Genomic DNA, 18,760 nt, shown 5'->3' on the forward strand with positions numbered 1-18,760 from the left:
GGGGCACCTTCAGGGACATAGAGTCCCTGAGGGTGCCCCTCACGGCGTTAAAGCGTCAGCGGCCCTGGTTGGCGACCGCGGCCGCGGCTTCCTTGGCGGCGTCGGGGTCGAGGTACTCGCCGCCCGCCTTCACCGGCTTCAGGTCGTCGGTGAGGTCGTAGCGCAGCGGGATGCCGGTCGGGATGTTCAGGCCGGCGATGTCCTCGTCCGAGATCCCGTCGAGGTGCTTGACGAGCGCGCGCAGCGAGTTGCCGTGCGCGGCGACCAGCACGGTCTTGCCCGCGCGCAGGTCCGGCACGATCTCGGACTCCCAGTACGGCAGCAGCCGCGCGACGACGTCCTTGAGGCACTCGGTCAGCGGCGCGTTGCCGCCGAGGTTCGCGTACCGCGCGTCGCCCGCCTGGCTCCACTCGTCCTTCGGGTCGATCTCCGGCGGCGGGGTGTCGTACGAGCGGCGCCAGAGCATGAACTGCTCCTCGCCGAACTCGTCCAGCGTCTGCTTCTTGTTCTTGCCCTGCAGCGCGCCGTAGTGGCGCTCGTTGAGCCGCCAGTCGCGCTTGACCGGGATCCAGTGCCGGTCCGCGGCGTCCAGCGCGATGTTCGCGGTCGAGATCGCGCGCCGCAGCAGCGAGGTGTGCACCACGTCCGGCAGCAGCGCCGCCTCGGACAGGAGCTGGCCACCCTTGCGGGCTTCACCCTCCCCTTGCTCCGAAAGCGGTACGTCGACCCAGCCGGTGAACAGGTTTTCCGCGTTCCACGTGCTCTGCCCGTGACGCAGCAGCACCAACGTCCCAAGTTCCGCCATGCCCTCAGCCTGCCAGAACGGACCAGCGGGCCGACTGGTGACCCGCCGTCCTACGGAGAGTGTGTTACCCGCAGGTAACACCTTCACCCCATGACAAGACAGCGTGCCAACAAGGGGCAAATTCAGTGCAACTTGCTGCACTGCGTTATCGGTCTGCGCAAAGTTCACTCGAACGGACTAGTGTGTAGTCTTGTGATTACAGGTCGAGTTCTGACAGGTTGACTAAGTCCCGAGCGGCCGGATTCCACGCACTCCCCGGCCGGTTTCGGGCTTTGACCGCGGCTCGTCTCCCCCCTGCCGAGCCGCGGCCCGCCGGCCCCGTTGGCACCCCCCTCGTCACCGGGTCCTGATCGGCGGGAACTTCAGCGGGGCGGCTCGAGATCGCGACTCCCCCCTCCCTCGAGCCGTCCCGCCTGCCCGCTTCACACCTCGGGCGACACCGGCGCCGGCTCCGGCCGCGCCGTGCGGCGACGCCGGTTCAGCCACCAGCCCAGCCAGGCGAGCGGCCCGACGACGATCAGGAACGGCGCGATCGCGCCCAGCACCGTCAGCAGGCCGCCGCCGAAGACGAGGAACGCGTCCCAGCCGCCGGCCAGCCCACCCAGGAATCCACTGTGGTCTTCTTCCGCGGGCGGCGGTGGCGCGGCCACGCTCCGGATGCTCATCGCGACGGTCGACATGGCGACACTGCCCGCGAGCGAATTCCGTTGCTGTTCGAGAGATTCGAGAGTCGCTTCGCGGCTCGTGAGCTCACTTTCCACCGAAGCGATCTCCGACACCGAAGTCGCCTTCGCAAGCAGGGCACGGATCCGCTCCACGGACGCCCGCTGGGTCGACAGCCGCGCTTCGACGTCGATGACCTGCTCGGTGACGTCCTGGGTGTTCATCTCGCGCTTCACCAGGCTGGTGCCCAGGTGTGAGAGCTGGTCGAGCACGCCGTCCAGCTTGTCGGCGGGCACGGCCAGGCTGAGCGTCGCGGAGTCCTCGCCGGTGCTCTCCTGCCCGGTGTAACCCCCGGCGCCCTGCGCGATCCCGCGAGCCTGCGCGACGACGTCGGTGACCTTCGTGGCGGTCAGGTCGAGCCGCGCGCTGCGGGACAGCTTGCGGTCGCTCGCCCCGGCCTGCGGCACGGGGACCTGGCCCTGGTTCGGTTCGACCTTGCTGGTGCCGCCGGTGCCCTGCTGCGACTTGCCCGGCTGCGGGATGGCCGGCGCGGGGCCGACCCCGGCACTGTCCGCCGAGGACGGCGACGACGAGTTCTCCGCCGAGCAGCCCACCAGAACGCACGCCACGCCCGCGACCGCGAGCAGGGTTCTCCATCGAGTCCGCATCCTGCGTCTCCCTCCAGTTCGACTGGCGGTGAGACGGATGTCCGGTTCAGCCCCGTTGCACGGGCCGGGTCACGACTCGGTCAAGCCCGGTTCGTGCGGCTTCGCGGGTTCGACGAGGTGCTTGAACGCCTGGAGGTTGGCCAGGGACTCGCCGCGGGAGACGCGCCAGTCCCACTCGCGCTTGATGGACGTCGCGAAGCCGATCTCCAGCAGCGTGTTGAAGTCGCCGTCGGCGGCCTCGAGGACCTGGCCGAGCACCTTGTCGAGCTCCTCGGCGCTCAGCGTCTCCTTGCCGAACCGGCCGACCAGGTAGATGTCGCCGAGACTGTCCACTGTGTAGTGCACGCCGTAGAGCTTCGCGTTGCGCCGCAACAGGAAACGGTAAACGTCCTCATGGGACTCGTCGGGGCGACGGCAGACGAAAGCCTCCACGGAGAACGCGTGGTCGCCGTCGACGAGCCACGCGTTGGTCTGCAGTTTCTTGGTGCCCGGCAAGGTGACGAAGTACTTTCCCGGGCCACGCCGGTCATAACTCAGCTCGGCGTCGTCCAAAGTGGACTTGATCAGCTCGTCGAGACTCACACCGCCACCTCTTCACGCAGGTCCAGGGCGTGTCGGAACGCGCTGGTGGCCTGAGCATAGATGTCGAGCAGCGCGTCCGTTGTGCGACGCCAGGAGAAGTGCCGCGCGTGCAGGACGGCGTTGGCCCCGAGCTCCGCGAGCCGGTCCGGGCGCAGCGCGACCGCGGCGAGCGCGTCGGCCCACTCCTCGGCGCCGTGCCCGGGCACCAGGAGGCCGGAGACGCCGTGCGGCACCGCGACCGGCAGCCCGCCGACCTCGGCGGCCACCACCGGCGTGCCGCAGGCCTGCGCCTCCAGCGCGACCAGCCCGAACGACTCGTTGTAACTGGGCACCGCGACGACGTCGGCCGCGCGGAACACCCGGGCCAGTGCCGGTCCCGGCTGCGGCGGCAGGAACCGCACCTGCGCCTCGATGCCGAGCGACACGGCCAGCTCGCGCAGCGCCTGCGGCTGCTCCAGCCCACTGCCGGACGGCCCGCCGACGATCAGCACGACCAGCTTCGACGCCAGTTCGGGACGCCGTCGCAGCAGCGCCTCGGCCGCGTACAGCAGCACGTCCGGCGCCTTGAGCGGCTGGATCCGGCCGGCGAAGGCCAGCACGACGGCGTCGCCGGGCAGGCCCAGCTCGGCGCGCGCGACGTCCTTCGAGCCCGGGGTGAAGCGTTCGAGGTCGACCCCCGGCGGCACGGCGTGCACCGCGTGCGGCTCGGCGCCGTAGAGGTCGATGAGCTGGCGCGCCTCGACCTGGGTGTTGGCGACCAGCCGGTCCGCCTCCGCGACCACCTGCTCCTCGCCGATCACGCGGACGCGCGGCTCGGGCTTGTCGCCCTCGGCGAGCGCGGCGTTCTTCACCTTGGCCAGGGTGTGCGCGGTGTGCACCAGCGGCACGGACCAGCGGTCGCGGGCGAGCCAGCCGACCTGGCCCGAGAGCCAGTAGTGCGAGTGGATGAGGTCGTAGTAGCCGGGCTCGTGGAAGGCCTCGGTGCGCAGCACGCCGGAGGTGAACGCGCACAGCTGCGCGGGCAGTTCGTCGCGGCTCAGCGGCTCGAAGGGACCCGCCTGCACGTGCCGGACGGTCACGCCCGGCGCCAGCTCGGCCTTCGGCGGCTGGTCCGACGCCGTCGCGCGGGTGAACACCTCGACCTCGACGCCGCGGCGGGCCATCTCGATGGCCGTCTGGCTGACGTAGACGTTCATCCCGCCCGCGTCGCCGGTCCCCGGCTGTTCGAGCGGCGAAGTGTGCACGGACAGCACTGCTACCCGGCGCGGCTCAGCACGGAACCCCCGGATGGAGCTGGTCACCTGGTCTCGTCTCCCGCGTTGCGTCAGCATTCCTCGGCGAACTGCCGGAGCACCGCGTCGAACTCGTCCGCGGACTCGGCGAAGGGCGCATGCCCCCCGTCAAGGAACCAACGCTGGGTGGCACCCGGAATCTTCCCGATCGTGTGCTCCGCCGTGGAAGGGTCGATCACGCGGTCGTGCGAGCCGTGCACGACGAGGGCGGGCTTGTCGATCGCGGCCAGGACGTCCTCACTGCCGACGTCGCGGCGGAACAGCGCCGCGCGCACCGCGGGCGGGACGCTCAAACTGGCTCCGAGCAGGGCTTGTGCCTGCGTACCGGCGATCGGGCGGGTGACCATGCCGCGGCTGAACGCCGTGAGGGCCGGGACCGCGATGTCCGGATCGTCCGAAAGCATCGCGCGCATGTGCTCGCGCATCAGCGAGCCCACTCGCCCGCCCGATCGGTCCCGGCCGATTTCGGTGATCGCGCCGACGAGCACGACGCCGCGCAGCCGTGCGGTGCCGTGCACCCGGACGTGGTCGGCCAGCACCAGGCCGCCGTACGACCAGGCGACGACGATCGCGTCGGGGCCGGCGAAGTCGAGCACCGCGGCGAGGTCGTCGGCCCAGACCACCGGGTCGTCGTAACCGGCGGCGGGGACGTCGGACGCGCCGTGCCCGCGCAGGTCCATCGCGACCAGGCGGAACCGCTCGGTCAGCGCCGGGTCGGCCAGCTGCGCCGCCCAGGCCCCGGACGACTGCGCCCAGCCGTGCACGAACACGATCGGCCTGCTGTTCTCGGCACCCTCGACCCGCAGGCCGAGCCGCGTCCCGCCGTGCCCGACGACCTCGGTGCGCACGGGTTACTTCGCGCCCAGTGCCTGCCAGGCGGACCAGGAGTAGTTCCAGTCCTTGACGTCGGAGGCCATCGGCGCGCCCAGCTTGGAGCCGGTGATCTCGACCGGGTCGCCGACCAGCGCCGAGTCGAAGTAGTCCTTGGCGTCGGCCTCGAGCAGGTTGACGCAGCCGTGGGAGTTGTTGGTCTTCCCGATGTTGGCCGCGTTGTCCTGGTTCTCGTGGATGTACTCGCCGTGGTTGGAGAACCGGCAGGCCCACTTCTTGTTGACGTTCGTGTAGCCGTAGCGGGCGTTGTCGAAGACCGCCGTCGGCTCCTTGCTCATCACGATGTAGGTGCCGTTCGGGGTGTTGCGGTCGACCTCGGCGTCCAGCCCGTTCGCGCACGGGTAGCTCTTGACCTGCGAGCCGCCGCGGTAGACGTGCATCTGGTGCTCGGGGGTGTTGACCTTGACCACCTGGTTGCGGCCGATCTTGAACTTCGTGGTGACGTCGGCCTTGCCGTACGCGCCGCCACCCAGCTCGACGCCGTACAGCTTCGCCTCGACGCTCACCGTGATGTTCTGCGGCCAGTACTCCTTCGGCCGGTAGTCGACCTGGCTGTCGGACAGCCAGCCCCAGGCACCCTCGACGTTCTTGTCCGTCTTCACGGACAGGGCCTTCTCGACGGCCGCGCGGTCCTTGACCGGCGAAGCGAACTTGACGCTGATCGGCATGGCCACGCCGACCTGCTGGTTGTCGGCCGGGTTGAGCGTGGCGCGGACCTGCTTGGCCGGGCTGACCGTGCTGAAGGTGCCGGTGAACTCGACCGGCTTGCCGTCGCTGCCGGTGGCCTTGGCCGCGTAGGTGTACTTCTTGCCGTAACCGAGCGGCTCGGAGCTGGTCCAGCTGAGGCCGTCGGGCGCGGTGTCGCCCTTGACGTCCTTGCCGCCGTCGGCGGTGACCTTGCACTCGGTGAGCTTGCCGTCGGCGACCTTGAGCACGACCGGCTTGAGCACGGGGGCGTCCTTGGCGTTGACGGCCGGCTCGGCCGTGATCTTCGCCACGGGCTGCGCGCCGCCACCCTCGCCGTCGGCGTTCGCGGCCCCGGTGGGCAGCGCGGTGCCGTCGTTCGTGCCCGAACACGCCGCGACGACCACCGCGGCCCCGGCCGCGAGAGCCGCCTTGAACACCAAGCGCCGTTCGATCACGAAATCCTCCCGAGTTCCCCCACTGACCAGCAGGTTCCACGCCCTTAGCGCTGGTGACGGGCTCGACGTTACCTGCCGAAAGGTAAAGACCATCCGATCAGGTGGACGTCACCGTTGTCGACAAAGACGTCTGTGACACGTCCAGGTTGCCCGTTTCGGCTCAAATGACGCAGTTGATCAAGAGCGGTTCGGGGTGCAGCCGGACGCCGAACCGCTCGTGCACGCCGTCGCGGACCTCGCGGGCCAGTGCGAGCAGGTCCTCGGTCGTCGCGTCACCGCGGTTGGTCAGCGCGAGCGTGTGCTTCGTCGACAGCGAGACGCGGCTCCCCGGCCCGGGGTACCCCTTGGCGAAGCCGGCGCGCTCGATCAGCCAGGCCGCGGACAGCTTGACGCCGCCGTCGGCCGGGTACTGCGGGAAAGTCCCCTCGACGGTGTCGGTGATCCGCTTCAGGACCGCCTCGGCGTCGGCGGCCGGGACGATCGGGTTGGTGAAGAACGAGCCCGCGCTCCACGTGTCGTGGTCGTCCGGGTCGAGCACCATGCCCTTGCCGCGGCGCAGCCCGAGCACGGCGTCCCGCGCGTCGGCCGCCGGGACGCGCTCGCCGATCTCGACGCCGAGCGTGCGCGCGAGCTCGGCGTAGCGGATCGGCGCGGAGAGGCCGTCTTCGCGGATCTCGAAGCGGACCGAGAGCACCACGCCGGTGTCGGTGCCCTTGAGGATGCTGGTGCGGTAGGCGAAGCCGAGGTCGTCGGCCTTGAGCGTGCGCACTTCGCGCGTCACGCGGTCGTACAGCTCCAGGGAGACGATCGACTCGGCGACCTCGCAGCCGTACGCGCCGACGTTCTGGATCGGTGTCGCGCCGACGCTGCCCGGGATGCCGGAGAGGCATTCGAGCCCGCCCAGGCCGGCGTCGACCAAGCCGGCGACGAAGACGTCCCAGTTCTGGCCGGCCTCGACCTCCACGACGTTCCCGTCGCGCCGCCAGCCGGTGTTCGCCACCTCGACCAGCGTGCCGTCGAACCCCGCGTCGCCGACCACCAGGTTGGAACCGCCGCCGAGCAGCAGCACCGGCTCGCCCGTCGCGTCGGCCTCGCGGACCGCCGCGACGAGGTCTTCGCTGGTCACGGCGCTGACGAACCGGCGAGCCGGGCCGCCGAGGCGCAGCGTGGTGTACGCCGAGAGCTTCGGGAGGGCGGGAGTACGGGCGGAGTTCACGCGTCTGACGGTACTGTCCGGCTCATGGGATCCCGGATCGAGCACCGTGCTGACTTCGCCGCCGATGTCGCCGCCGTGTACCCCGCGGTGGCCGGTGAAGAAGCACTGCGGGCGCGCCTGGACGAGCTGGGCGGCCACGGCGCGGCGCTGCTCGCGTACGAGCTCTCCGAGAAGGGCCTGCGCTACCAGCTGCGGCAGGGCATCAGCGCCGACAAGCTGCCGCAGGCCGTCCGGACGCTCCACAAGGGCGACCTGATGGTGACCCGCACGCAGATCTGGCAGCCCTCCGGCGCGGAGTACCAGGGCAAGGCGTCGGTCGAGGTCGGCGGCGTCCCGGGTGAGATCACCGCGCGGACGGCGCTGCTGGCCGACGGCGCCAAGACGGTGCTGCGGACGAGCGGCGAGGTGGTCGTGCGGATCCCGCTGTTCGGCGCGAAGCTGGAGAGCGTGATCGCCGAACAGGTTACGAAGCTGCTGGACCGCGAAGCCGAATTCTCCGCGAAGTGGCTGGCCGACGCCGCCTGAGCCCGGTCGGCGCGCCGACCAGAGGAACGACCAACCCGAACCGTCTGCGCCGGGTCGACCGGTGGATCGCCACCGCGCCCCCGACGACCCGCTTGCTGCGCGCGGCCGCGGATCCCCTGGTCGTCGACCTCGGGTACGGCGCGTCCCCGGTGACCACAGTGGAGCTGGCCCGCTGGCTGCGCCGCGTCCGCCCCGACGTCCGGGTGCTGGGCCTGGAGCTGGACGCCGACCGGGTCGCTTTTGCGCAGTCCGCCGCGGTACCACCCTGGCTTTCGTTCCAGCGCGGCGGCTTCGAGCTGGCCGGCACGCGCCCGGTGCTCGTCCGGGCGTTCAACGTGCTGCGCCAGTACGCGGAGCACGAGGTCGCGGGCGCGTGGCAGCTGATGCTGGAGTCGATGCCCCCTGAAGGGCTCTTGGTCGAGGGCACGTGCGACGAGATCGGCCGCCTGTCGACGTGGGTCCTGGTGTCCCGCGACGGCCCGGTCTCGCTGACGCTGTCGGTCCGGCTCGCGGGTCTGGACCGGCCGTCGACGGTGGCCGAGCGGCTGCCGAAGGCGCTGATCCACCGGAACGTCCCTGGTGAGCGCGTCCACGAGCTGCTGTCCACGCTGGACGCCTGCTGGGCGACCGCGGCCCCGCACCAGGCGTTCGGCGCCCGCTCCCGCTGGCTGGAGACGGTGCGGCTGCTGGGTTCCCGCGGCTGGCCGGTGCTGGGCCCGCCGGGGCGCATCCGGCTCGGCGAGCTGACCGTGCCGTGGGCCGCCGTCGCCCCGGTCGCCCCGTAAGGCCCTTGTTCACCGGCCGCACCCCGTTGCGTCACCCACAGGTGACCTGCGGTGATCACCATGGGGACGTGGAACTCCTGGGGCAGGTCACCGAGCTGCTGCGCGGCGCGCTGGGCTCGCCGTGGCTGTGGGTGCTCGTCTTCGCCGTGTCCGGGTTGGACGCGCTGCTGCCGTTCATGCCGAGCGAAACGACCGTCGTCACCGTCGCCGTGCTGCTCGGGCCGGACCCGGCGCAGCTGGGGCTGCTCGCCGCCGTCGCGGCCGGCGGGGCGTGGGCCGGCGACTGCCTCGGGTACGCCGTCGGGCGCACGGCCGGACCGGGGGCCCTCGAGCGGCTGCAGCGCGGGGAGAACGGGCGGCGCCGGTACGAGTGGGCGCGCGAGCAGGTGCGCCACCACGGCGGCCTGCTGATCATCGCCGCCCGCTACCTGCCCGGCGGGCGCGTCGCCAGCGCGCTCGCGAACGGCAGCCTCGGTTACCCGCCGCTGCGGTTCGTGCTGATGGACGCCGCGGGCGCGTCGATCTGGGCGGTCTACAGCGTCCTGATCGGCCTCGCCGGCGGCGTCGCGTTCGCCGACGACCCGGTGAAGGGCCTGCTGCTGTCGTTCACCCTCGGCCTCGGCTTGGTCGTCGCGATCGAGGCCGGGCGACGGCTACGGTCGGCCCATGCTGGAAGCGATCGACATCCACGCGGACGCGCTGAAACGGGCGGCAATGAAAGCCGGGCCGACGGCGCCGGTCCGGAACTGTCCGAAGTGGACTGTTCATGACCTGGTGGCGCACATCGCCTCCGTGTACGGCTTCGCCGTCGGCGTGACGCTCGACCGCCCGGTGAAACCGGAACCGCCCGCGGACTGGGACGACGTCCTGGGCTGGTGGGACGGCCAGCGCCTGGCCCTGCGCGAAGTCCTGGCGCGGAACCCCGGCACCCCGTGGGGCCGCCGGATGGCCCACGAAACGGCGATCCACCGCCTCGACGCCGAATCAGCCCTCGAAGACGTCCCGAAGACGCGCTTCTCCCCCGAGTTCGCGAACGACGGCATCGACGAGTTCCTGACCTTCCTCGTCCCGCGGCGCGGTCTCACCATCGGCGTGCGGATCACGACGCCGGAACGGACGTGGACCGTCGGCACGCCGGAGACCGACGTGTCGGGCGCCGCCGACGACGTCTACCGGGCGCTGTACGGCCGCCCGAACAACGCCTCGGTCACCGGGGACCGGCTCCCCGCCGTCTGACCAGCGCGAGGGACAATATCCGGCGTGACCGCTCCCGAACGCCGCTTCGTCATCACCTTCGGCTGCCCCGACCGCACCGGCATCATCGCCCGGATCTCCGGGTTCCTCGCCGAGCACGGCGGCTGGATCGTCGAAGCGGCCTACCACACCGACCCGGACACCGGCTGGTTCTTCACCCGCCAGGTCGTCCGCGCGGACTCGCTGCCGTTCGACGCCGCCGGCCTGCGCACCCGCTTCGCCGAGGTGGCCGCGGACCTGTCCGCGGACTCGAGCTGGCAGGTCAGCGACACCGGTGAGCGGCGCCGCGCGGTCGTGCTGGTCTCGAAGGCCGGGCACTGCCTGTACGACCTGCTCGGCCGGGTCGCGTCCGGTGAGCTCGACGTCGACATCGCGGCGGTGATCGGCAACCACGAGTCGCTCGCCGACATCACCCGCGCGCACGGCATCCCGTTCCACCACGTGCCGTTCCCCGCCGGCGACAAGGCCACGGCGTTCGAGCAGGTCCGCAAGCTGGTCGACGAGCACGACCCGCACGCGGTCGTCCTGGCCCGGTTCATGCAGATCCTGCCCGCCGAGCTGTGCCGCGACTGGGCCGGCCGGGCGATCAACATCCACCACAGCTTCCTGCCGTCGTTCATCGGCGCGAAGCCGTACCACCAGGCGCACACCCGCGGTGTGAAGCTGGTCGGCGCGACCTGCCACTACGTCACCGCGGACCTGGACGCGGGCCCGATCATCGACCAGGACGTGATCCGCGTGGACCACGGCGACTCGGTCGAGGACATGGTCCGCAAGGGCCGGGACATCGAGAAGGTCACCCTCGCGCGCGGCCTGCGCTGGCACCTGGAGAACCGGGTTCTGGTGCACGGCAACCGGACCGTGGTGTTCTGATCCGGTTGCCGTGCCCCGCCGTCACGCCCCGATGGTCGAGGCGTCGATGACGAACCGGTAGCGCACGTCGGAGTTCTCGACGCGCTCGTAGGCCTCGTTGACCTTGTCGGCCGAGATGACCTCGATCTCGGCGCCGATGTGGTGCTCGGCGCAGAACTCGAGCATCTCCTGGGTCTCGGCGATACCGCCGATCATCGACCCGGCCAGCACCTTGTTGCCGCCCAGCAGCGAGAAGGCGTTGTAGTTCAGCGGCTCGCCGGGCGCGCCGACGTTCACCATCGCGCCGCCGACCTTCAGCAGGCCGAGGTAGGCGTCGATCGGCAGCTTGGCCGAAACGGTGTTGAGGATGACGTCGAACTTGCCCTTGAGGACGTCGAACGTCGACTCGTCACTGGTCGCGTAGTAGTCGGTCGCGCCGAGTTTGAGGCCGTCCTCCTGCTTCTTGAGGCTCTGGCTCAGCACCGTCACCTCGGCGCCCATCGCGGCGGCGATCTTGACGCCCATGTGCCCGAGCCCGCCGAGGCCGATCACGGCGACCTTCTTGCCGGGGCCGGCACCCCAGTGGTGCAGCGGCGAGTAGGTGGTGATGCCCGCGCACAGCAGCGGCGCGGCGACGTCGAGGTCGATGCCTTCCGGGATGCCGCAGACGAAGGCGTCCTTCACGACGACCTGGTTGCTGTAACCGCCGTAGGTGTTCTCACCGTCGAAGCCGACGCCGTTGTACGTCTGGACGTTGCCCTTGACGCAGAACTGCTCGGTGCCGGCCTGGCAGTACTCGCACTCGCCGCAGGAGTCGACCATGCAGCCGACGCCGACGCGGTCGCCGACCTGGTACTTCGTCACGTCGGAGCCGACCGCGGCGACCACACCGGCGATCTCGTGACCGGGGACCATCGGGAAGATGGCCTGGCCCCAGTCCTCCTTGGCCTGGTGGATGTCGCTGTGGCAGATGCCGGCGAAGGCGATGTCGATCAGGACATCATTGGCGCGCAGGTCACGGCGCTCGATCGTGGTCGGCGCGAGCGGCGCACCCGGCGCCGGTGCGGCGATGGCGTGCGTGGTCGTGCTCATGGAACCCTCCAAGTTCAAGTACCGTTGTCCTCGTAAGAGGTCTCTTACATGGTCTACGTAAGAGGGGTCTTACATATTTCGAGCGAGAGATGTGATCCAGGTCATGGGCGGCAAGTACCACCACGGTGATCTTCGGGCCGAGCTCGTGCGCGTCTCCCTCGACCTGATCGCCGAGCAGGGGCTCGACGGGTTCTCCGTGGCGCAGGTGGCCAAGCGGGCGCAGGTCAGCCCGGGTGCGCCGTACCGCCACTTCGCGACGCGGGAGGCCCTCCTCGCGGAGGTCGCGCTCAACATCGTCTGCCAGCTCACCGAGCGCGTCGCGGCGGCGATCGCCGAGCACGACGCCCCGGCGGACGCGCTGGCCGCCGCCGCCGGCGCGTACACGCGCTACCTGATCGAGCGGCGGGCCGGGCTGAACGTCATCTACGCGGACGGGCTCCAGGGCCCGGACTACGCGGAGCTGCACGAGGCGGCCCGTGGCCTGACCGACCAGTTCCTCATGCTGTCGCTGACGGTCGCACCGGACCCGCCGACCGGGCTGGAGCTGCTGGAGCAGCTGTTCACCCAGGCCCACGGCTACGGCACGTTCCAGCTCGACGGCATCTTCGTGAAGCAGGGCTATTCGGTGGACCAGGTCGTGGCAAAGTCCACGGAGGCCGCCCGGATCGCGATCGCGGGCCGGATTCTGGGTTAGCTCGGGGTGATGGGGAGCCGGCGCCGGACGGCAGCTGCGCGAGGCTCAACGAGGGATCGCGGACCCAGCAATACTGAACCCATGCTGTGCGTCTTCGACGTCAACGAGACCCTGCTCGACCTCGCCGCGCTCGACGAGACCATCGGCAGCCCCGAGCTGCGGCGCGAGTGGTTCGGGCTGGCCATCCACACGGTCCTGACCGTGACGGCGTCCGGCGGCTACCGCGACTTCGCGGGCATCGCCGGCCAGGCCGCCGTCGAGGTCGCCGCCCGCCACGGCCGGGAGCTGACCCCGGACCAGCTTTCCGCGATCGGCGACGGCCTGCGCTCACTCCCGGCCCACCCGGACGTCGTGGCGGGCCTGACCAAGCTGCGCGAAGCCGGCCACGACGTCGTCGCGCTGACGAACTCACCGCTCGCCACGGCCGAGGCGCAGCTGCAGAACTCCGGGCTGGCCCCACTGCTCGACCGGATCTTCTCGGCCGAACAGGCCGGCCGGCTCAAGCCCGCGCCCGAGCCGTACCGGCAGGTCCTCGACGCGTACGCGCTCCAGCCGGCCGACGCGGTGATGGTCGCCGCGCACGACTGGGACATCGCGGGCGCGCAGGCAGCGGGCCTGCGGACGGCGTTGCTGACCCGCCCCGGCGTCCGCCCGCTGCCCGGCTCGCCCGCGCCCACCTACACCGCGTCGACCCTGCCGGAGCTGGCCGACCTGCTGGGTTAGCTGCTCGGCTGGTACTCGGCTGGTTTACTCGGCGATCCGGACCAGCATCTTGCCGGTGTTCGCCCCGGACAGCAGGCCCAGGAAGGCCTCCGGCGCGTTGCGGATGCCGTCGACGAAGGTCTCCGAGTACTTGATCTCACCGGAGTTGACCAGCGGCGCGATCTCGCTGACGAACTGCTGCTGCAGGCCCCAGTGGTCGAGCACGAGCAGGCCGCGGATGGTGATCCGCTTGGCGATGATCTGCGAGAGGTTGCGCGGCGCCGGCGTCGGCTCGGTGGCGTTGTACTGCGAGATCATCCCGCACACCGCGATCCGGCCGTGGAGGGTGATCGCGTCGATCGCGGCTTCGAGGTGCTCACCGCCGACGTTGTCGAAGTAGACGTCGATGCCCTCCGGCGCGGCCTTGTGCAGCTGCTCGGCGACCGGCCCGTCCTTGTAGTTGAACGCGGCGTCGAAGCCGAGGTCCTCGACCAGGTGCCGGACCTTCTCCGCCGACCCGGCCGAGCCGATGACACGCTTGGCGCCCTTGAGCTTCGCGAGCTGCCCGACCAGCGAGCCGACCGCGCCGGCCGCACCGGAGACGAACACCGTGTCGCCCGGCTTGAACTCGGCGGACTCCAGCAGGCCCGCGTATGCGGTCAGGCCCGGCATCCCGAGCACGCCGAGGTAGGTCGACAGCGGCGCGGCGGAGGCGTCCACCTTCACGAAGCGCTTGGCATCGAGCACGGCGTGGGTCCGCCAGCCGGCCTGGTGCAGCACGTGGTCGCCGGGCTTCACGTCGTCGACGTTCGACTCGACGACCTCACCGACCGCGCCGCCGTACATCACTTCGCCGACCTCGAAGGGCGGCGCGTACGACTTCACGTCGCGCATGCGCCCGCGCATCGCCGGGTCGACGCTCATGATCAGGTTGCGCACCAGGATCTGGCCCTCGCCCGGGCTGGGGATCTCGGTGTCCACGATGGCGAAGTTTTCGTCCGTGGGGACACCGTGCGGACGGGAAGCGAGCCGGATCTCGGTCGCCTGGGCGGGTGCGTTCACCGTCGAACTCCTAAGGTCGAGACGTCAAGCGGGGCAGGCGCCCCGATTTCTCCCGGTACAACCGGGTAACCGGGGCGCACATTCCGATTGTGACGGGCTACACGATCTCCGCAAGTTTTCCCAGAACGCCGTCGTAGATCTTCTTGAGCCCACCGGGCGCGAAGGTCTTCTCGAAGAAGCCGCCGATGCCGCCGGCGCCGTCCCAGGACGTCTCGATCCGGACCAGGCTCTTCTCGCCGGCCTCGTCGACGGTCCACGTGGTGACCATGCTGGAGTTCGCGTCGGTCTCGACCAGGGTGCCGGGCTTCGGCTCGCTGACGGTGGCCTTGACGTCGCGGACGCGCTTCGAGGTCGCCTGCAGCTTCCAGCCGGCCTTGGTCCCGGCGCCGACGCCGCCCTCGGTCACCTCGTAGTCGCGGTAGTGCTCGGTGAGCAGCTTCGGGCGCGTTTCGGCGTAGTCCGCGACAAGCGCGCGCACCTTGTCAGCCGGGGCGTCGATCGTCCGCTCCGCGGTGGCCGTGACCTTTCCCATTGCACTCCTTCTCCCGAGGTACCCGATCAGCGTCGACCCTAGACCGCGAGCGCGAGTGCCAGGGCGGCGGCGTTCACCACGAGAAACCCGTTCGCCAGGCCGAACTGGGCGGAGTAGTCGTGCGCCCGGATGTGCGTGTAGATCGCGCAAACGAAGAACAGCACGAGCCCGGCCGCGGCGGCCACCCCGACGGGCGCCCAGACGACGCCGACCAGCAGCCCAAGCGCACCGGCCGTCTTAAGAGTGCCAATAGGAAAGGTCAACCACGACTCCGGCACCCCGGCGGCGGCCATCCCCGGCAGGATCGCCTTGAAGTGCACGAGGGCAGCGACGCCGGAGAAGCCGTTGAGTGCCACGCCGACCAGCGAGACGATCAGGAAAGCTGTGGTCATCGATCTCCCTTCAGTACGCGACGGCAACGGAATGCCGCACAGTTTCCGGCATGCCAACCGAGCGGAGGACAAACTGAGCGGCATCCGCCCGCGCGATCCGGAAACCACCGCGGACGCTCTGCTCGTACGCGATCCGGTAATGCCCGGTAGGCGGCTTATCGATCAGCAGAGGCAGTTGCACAGACGTCCAGTCGAGGCCGCTCACCCGGAGCTCGTGCTCCATCAGGGCGACGTCCTCGTAGTGCTTCCGCAACCGCAGGTTCGCCAGCGGCGACAGCACGGTCCGCGTGAAGAACCCCACCCCCGGATCCCGCTTCGGCGGATTCGGACGACTCGGCGTCGGAATGGTCGAAATGCCGGCCACACTCACCACAACCAGCCGCCGCACCCCGGCCGCCATCATCGCTGCGACGATGGCCCGAGTGCCGCCGGACGTGACGCCGTACTCACCGTGGTGCCGCGGCCCCAGCGCGGAGATCACGGCATCACAACCGTCCACTGCGGACTTGAGCACCGTCGGATCGGCCGCGACCAAGTCCGCCCGGATGATGTGAACCGGCGCCGTGACAGCGTCCGGATTCCGCACCACGGCAGTAACCTCATGCCCGGCGGCAAGGGCCTGCTCAAGCACATGCGCACCAGTCCGCCCGGTTGCGGCAAAGAGTGTCAGCTTCACCGCAGCACCCCAAGGTGAGTGGCATGGTCGGCAGCCCACCCGTTCACGACAACACACCATCGCGAGCGGCGGCCCGCTCGGTCACCGCCGCACACCGAAGTCGGCGGCTGGTCTTTCACCACCACATCCCAAACCGCGCGACCTGACCGGCAACCCACCCGCTCACCGCGCCCCACCGAACCCCGCGACGTGCTCGACGACCGCTCGCTCACCGCCACACCCCGAACCGCGCGACCCGGCCGGCGCCCCACTCGCTCGCCACGACACGCCGAAGCCCGCAACGTCGTCGGCGGCTGCTCGCTCACCGCCACAGCCCGAAGCAAGCGGCTTGGTCGGCGATCCACCCATTCACCTCGGCACACCGAAGGCCGCAACATCGTCGACCGCTGCTCACTCACCACCACACCCAGAACCACACGGCCTGACCGGCAAACCATTCGTTCGCCGCGAGCCACTGAAGCCAACGGCATGCCTAGCCGCTGCTCGCTCACCGCCACACCCAGAACCACACGGCCTAGCCGGCGACTCATTCGCTCGCCGCGAGCCACCACAGCCAACGGCATGCCCAGCCGCTGTTCGTTCACCGCAACACTCCGAACCACGCGGCCCGACCGACAGCCCACCCATTCACCGCGGCACACCGGAGTCTGCGGCGTGCTCGGCAGCCGTTCGGTCATTGCGCCCCACCGAAGTCGGCGGTGTGGTCGGCGGCCCACTCGGCGAAGGTGCGCGCCGGGCGGCCGAGGATCTTCTCGACCTCGGCCGTCGGCGGGAACTGTGGCCGGACGAGGTGCGCGGCGTAGCGGGCCATCATCGCGGTGACGAACGGTTCCGGGAGTCCGTTGGCCAGCATGCCCTTCGCCGCGATCGGCGCCGGGACCTCGTGGAACCGCAGGGGTCTTCCGAGCGCGGTGCCGATCTGCTGCACCATTTCCTTGTGGGACAACGATTCCGGGCCGGTGAGATCGAGGCGCCGGCCGAGCAAGTCGTCGTCGAGGAGGGCTTTGGCCAGCACCTCGGCCAGGTCGCGTTCGTGGAGCGGCGACTCCTCGAAGTCCGCGTACACGTAGCGGACGTCGTCGCCCGCGAGGATCTGCCCGCCCCACGCGGTGAGGGCGTTGAGCGCGAACGAGCTGGGCCGCAGGCTGACCCATTCCAGTCCGCTCGTGGCGGCCGCGTCGTCGACCTCCTTGTTGCGGTCGCCGCGGAACCGCGACGGCTGCGCGTCGAGCCGGTCGTCCACGTTGGCCGCGGCGAGCGCGACCACCCGCCGGACACCGAGATCCCGGGCCCGCGCGACGACGTCGTACGCGGCGTCGCCGACCGCGCGCGAGTGGAGGAACAGCACATCCGCGCCGCGCAGTGCGTTCTCGAGGGTTTCCGGCCGTTGCGGGTCGCCTTCGACGACCTCGACGTCCGCCGGGAAGCCCGCGTCCTTCGGCGAGCGGGTGATGACACGGACTTCGTGACCCCTGAGCTCGGCGACGAGGAGACGGCCGACCAAGCCGGTCGCCCCGGTGAGCACGATCATGAGGGAACCCCTTCCCCTGGGTTACGCTTGTACCTGAAGTTCAGATGATACGAGGAGCATATCATATGAGTTCCGTAGCAGGTGGTGGGGCGGACGCCGCGCGCCGTCATCGGCGGTCGACCGTGGCCGTCAAGGAGTCGCTGCGCGAACTGCGGAACCAGCTTTCGCTGCTGAACCACCAGGTCAGCTCCCACCTAGCACTCAAGGACGTCGACCTGGACTGCCTCGAGCTGATCGCCCGGTACGGCCCGATGAGCCCGAGCGCGGTCGCCCGCAGCGCTGGTCTGCACCCGGCGACGATGACCGGGATCCTCGACCGGCTGCAGAAGGGTGGCTGGATCGTCCGGGAGCGCGACCCGGAGGCGTCCGACCGGCGCGCGATCGCCGTGCGCGCGGTCCGTGGCCGCAACGCCGAGCTGTTCCGGCTGTATTCGAGCATGAACGCCGCGCTGGACGAGATCTGCGACGAATACAGCGAAGCCGAACTGGACCTGATCACCGACTTCCTCCGCCGTGCGAAGACGGCGGGAAGCGCCGCGACGGGTGATTTGGCCAACAGCTGACCTGGGCTTTTGTGTGTTCTACTCGCACCGTGGCGGGAGACATGTGGGTGGCCGGGGACGCGTATGAGGCCTACATCGGGCGGTGGAGCCGGCGCGTCGCGGAGACGTTCGTCCGGCAGCTCGGCGCCCCGACGAGCCGCCGTTGGCTGGACGTCGGCTGCGGCACCGGCGCGCTGACGTCGGCTGTGCTGGCCGCGGGCGATCCCGCGGAAGTCGTCGGCGTGGACCCGTCCGAGCAGTTCCTGACGACTGCCCGCGCCGGCGTCACCGACCCGCGTGTGACGTTCCAGGTCGCCGACGCGCGCTCGCTGCCGTTCGAAGACGACCGCTTCGACGTCGTCGTGACCGGCCTGGTCCTCAACTTCGTCTCCGACCCGGCGCAGGCCGCTGCGGAGATCGCCCGGGTGACCGCCTCGGGTGGCCTGGCCGCCGCGTACGTCTGGGACCTCGCCGAAGGCATGCAGCTGATCCGGCACTTCTGGGAGGCCGCCGGCGAGCTCGACCCGGCGGTGCCCGACGAAGGCCGCCTTTTCCCGTTGTGCCGCCCGGAACCGCTCGGCCGCCTGTGGACCGAAGCGGGCTTCGACGCGGTGTCCGTCGAGGAGATCAAGGTCCCCACGGTGTTCACCGGCTTCGACGACTACTGGACGCCGTTCCTCGGCGGCCAGGGTCCGGCGCCGGCGTACCTCATGACGCTCCCCGAGGCACGCCGCTCGCAGCTGCGCGAGCTGCTGCGCAGCCGCCTGCCGACCAGCCCGGACGGCTCGATCCCGCTGTCGGCCCGCGCCTGGGTCGTGCGCGGCACGGCGACCGCATGACGAAGGCCGCCCCTTCCGGGACG

22 protein-coding genes are annotated in these 18,760 nt (G+C 70.4%); 9 read left to right on the forward strand and 13 right to left on the reverse strand.

From position 1 onward, the window contains the following. Nucleotides 1–55 precede the first annotated feature (55 nt). The 7 genes from ACIOD2_RS18705 to ACIOD2_RS18735 all read right to left on the reverse strand — a co-directional run bounded on the left by ACIOD2_RS18705 (nt 56) and on the right by ACIOD2_RS18735 (nt 7,259). Nucleotides 56–805 (reverse strand): phosphoglyceromutase, encoded by a 750-nt coding sequence (locus ACIOD2_RS18705; protein ID WP_400539356.1) that lies wholly within the window; start codon nt 803–805, stop codon nt 56–58. Between the two features lie 422 nt (nt 806–1,227). After that, on the reverse strand, nt 1,228–2,136 hold the full coding sequence (locus ACIOD2_RS18710; RefSeq protein WP_400539358.1) for a DUF4349 domain-containing protein: 909 nt from the start codon (nt 2,134–2,136) through the stop codon (nt 1,228–1,230). Between the two features lie 69 nt (nt 2,137–2,205). Continuing rightward, nucleotides 2,206–2,718, reverse strand: coding sequence for a YbjN domain-containing protein (locus ACIOD2_RS18715; protein ID WP_400539360.1), 513 nt, complete (start codon nt 2,716–2,718; stop codon nt 2,206–2,208). After that, nucleotides 2,715–4,049, reverse strand: a complete 1,335-nt coding sequence (gene mshA, locus ACIOD2_RS18720; RefSeq protein ID WP_400539362.1) for a D-inositol-3-phosphate glycosyltransferase — start codon at nt 4,047–4,049, stop codon at nt 2,715–2,717. The genes ACIOD2_RS18715 and mshA overlap by 4 nt, the downstream gene beginning before the upstream one ends. Next, the gene (locus tag ACIOD2_RS18725; protein WP_400539365.1) at nt 4,043–4,858 is read right to left on the reverse strand and encodes an alpha/beta fold hydrolase; all 816 of its coding nucleotides are present in this window, start codon (nt 4,856–4,858) and stop codon (nt 4,043–4,045) included. The genes mshA and ACIOD2_RS18725 overlap by 7 nt, the downstream gene beginning before the upstream one ends. A gap of 3 nt (nt 4,859–4,861) precedes the next feature. Beyond that, complete coding sequence (locus tag ACIOD2_RS18730) at nt 4,862–6,043, reverse strand: Ig-like domain-containing protein (protein ID WP_400539367.1); 1,182 nt, start codon at nt 6,041–6,043, stop codon at nt 4,862–4,864. Between the two features lie 160 nt (nt 6,044–6,203). Next, on the reverse strand, nt 6,204–7,259 hold the full coding sequence (locus ACIOD2_RS18735; RefSeq protein ID WP_400539370.1) for a UDP-N-acetylmuramate dehydrogenase: 1,056 nt from the start codon (nt 7,257–7,259) through the stop codon (nt 6,204–6,206). A 24-nt stretch (nt 7,260–7,283) separates the two neighbouring features. On the opposite strand from ACIOD2_RS18735, the gene ACIOD2_RS18740 reads away from it, so the two are divergent. The 5 genes from ACIOD2_RS18740 (at nt 7,284) to purU (ending at nt 10,696) form a co-directional block, all read left to right on the forward strand. Further along, a complete protein-coding gene (locus ACIOD2_RS18740; RefSeq protein ID WP_400539373.1) occupies nt 7,284–7,784 on the forward strand; it encodes a DUF2505 domain-containing protein in 501 nt (166 codons plus the stop codon). Then, a complete protein-coding gene (locus ACIOD2_RS18745; protein WP_400539375.1) occupies nt 7,763–8,569 on the forward strand; it encodes a class I SAM-dependent methyltransferase in 807 nt (268 codons plus the stop codon). The genes ACIOD2_RS18740 and ACIOD2_RS18745 overlap by 22 nt, the downstream gene beginning before the upstream one ends. A 68-nt stretch (nt 8,570–8,637) precedes the next feature. Beyond that, the gene (locus tag ACIOD2_RS18750) at nt 8,638–9,339 is read left to right on the forward strand and encodes a DedA family protein (RefSeq protein ID WP_400539377.1); all 702 of its coding nucleotides are present in this window, start codon (nt 8,638–8,640) and stop codon (nt 9,337–9,339) included. Further along, a complete protein-coding gene (locus tag ACIOD2_RS18755; RefSeq protein ID WP_400539380.1) occupies nt 9,284–9,805 on the forward strand; it encodes a maleylpyruvate isomerase family mycothiol-dependent enzyme in 522 nt (173 codons plus the stop codon). The genes ACIOD2_RS18750 and ACIOD2_RS18755 overlap by 56 nt, the downstream gene beginning before the upstream one ends. A 24-nt stretch (nt 9,806–9,829) precedes the next feature. After that, on the forward strand, nt 9,830–10,696 hold the full coding sequence (gene purU, locus ACIOD2_RS18760; protein ID WP_400539383.1) for a formyltetrahydrofolate deformylase: 867 nt from the start codon (nt 9,830–9,832) through the stop codon (nt 10,694–10,696). Nucleotides 10,697–10,717: 21 nt separating this feature from the next. Here the strand turns inward: purU and ACIOD2_RS18765 are convergent, their stop codons facing one another. Continuing rightward, entirely contained in the window at nt 10,718–11,767 is a 1,050-nt protein-coding gene (locus ACIOD2_RS18765; RefSeq protein ID WP_400539385.1) for an NAD(P)-dependent alcohol dehydrogenase, read from the reverse strand. 103 nt (nt 11,768–11,870) lie between these two features. Here ACIOD2_RS18765 and ACIOD2_RS18770 point away from each other — a divergent pair, with 103 nt between their 5' ends. Beyond that, on the forward strand, nt 11,871–12,461 hold the full coding sequence (locus tag ACIOD2_RS18770) for a TetR/AcrR family transcriptional regulator (RefSeq protein WP_400539388.1): 591 nt from the start codon (nt 11,871–11,873) through the stop codon (nt 12,459–12,461). A gap of 81 nt (nt 12,462–12,542) precedes the next feature. Then, nucleotides 12,543–13,184, forward strand: coding sequence for a haloacid dehalogenase type II (locus ACIOD2_RS18775; RefSeq protein ID WP_400539390.1), 642 nt, complete (start codon nt 12,543–12,545; stop codon nt 13,182–13,184). Between the two features lie 24 nt (nt 13,185–13,208). On the opposite strand, the gene ACIOD2_RS18780 is transcribed toward ACIOD2_RS18775, so the two are convergent. The 5 genes from ACIOD2_RS18780 to ACIOD2_RS18800 all read right to left on the reverse strand — a co-directional run bounded on the left by ACIOD2_RS18780 (nt 13,209) and on the right by ACIOD2_RS18800 (nt 17,356). Continuing rightward, the gene (locus tag ACIOD2_RS18780) at nt 13,209–14,225 is read right to left on the reverse strand and encodes an NADP-dependent oxidoreductase (protein WP_400539392.1); all 1,017 of its coding nucleotides are present in this window, start codon (nt 14,223–14,225) and stop codon (nt 13,209–13,211) included. A 97-nt stretch (nt 14,226–14,322) separates the two neighbouring features. Next, complete coding sequence (locus ACIOD2_RS18785) at nt 14,323–14,757, reverse strand: SRPBCC family protein (RefSeq protein WP_400539394.1); 435 nt, start codon at nt 14,755–14,757, stop codon at nt 14,323–14,325. Nucleotides 14,758–14,795: 38 nt separating this feature from the next. Then, nucleotides 14,796–15,149, reverse strand: coding sequence for a DoxX family protein (locus tag ACIOD2_RS18790; protein WP_400539397.1), 354 nt, complete (start codon nt 15,147–15,149; stop codon nt 14,796–14,798). Nucleotides 15,150–15,159: 10 nt separating this feature from the next. Beyond that, on the reverse strand, nt 15,160–15,825 hold the full coding sequence (locus ACIOD2_RS18795) for an NAD(P)-dependent oxidoreductase (protein ID WP_400539399.1): 666 nt from the start codon (nt 15,823–15,825) through the stop codon (nt 15,160–15,162). A 673-nt stretch (nt 15,826–16,498) separates the two neighbouring features. After that, nucleotides 16,499–17,356: an NAD(P)H-binding protein gene (locus tag ACIOD2_RS18800; protein WP_400539402.1), complete on the reverse strand. Its 858-nt coding sequence runs from the start codon at nt 17,354–17,356 to the stop codon at nt 16,499–16,501. Nucleotides 17,357–17,421: 65 nt separating this feature from the next. Here ACIOD2_RS18800 and ACIOD2_RS18805 point away from each other — a divergent pair, with 65 nt between their 5' ends. Then, complete coding sequence (locus ACIOD2_RS18805; protein WP_400539404.1) at nt 17,422–17,919, forward strand: MarR family transcriptional regulator; 498 nt, start codon at nt 17,422–17,424, stop codon at nt 17,917–17,919. Between the two features lie 29 nt (nt 17,920–17,948). Further along, on the forward strand, nt 17,949–18,737 hold the full coding sequence (locus ACIOD2_RS18810; RefSeq protein WP_400539407.1) for a class I SAM-dependent methyltransferase: 789 nt from the start codon (nt 17,949–17,951) through the stop codon (nt 18,735–18,737). Nucleotides 18,738–18,760 lie beyond the last annotated feature (23 nt).

Source organism: Amycolatopsis sp. NPDC088138 (assembly GCF_044741685.1).
Lineage (GTDB): Bacteria > Actinomycetota > Actinomycetes > Mycobacteriales > Pseudonocardiaceae > Amycolatopsis.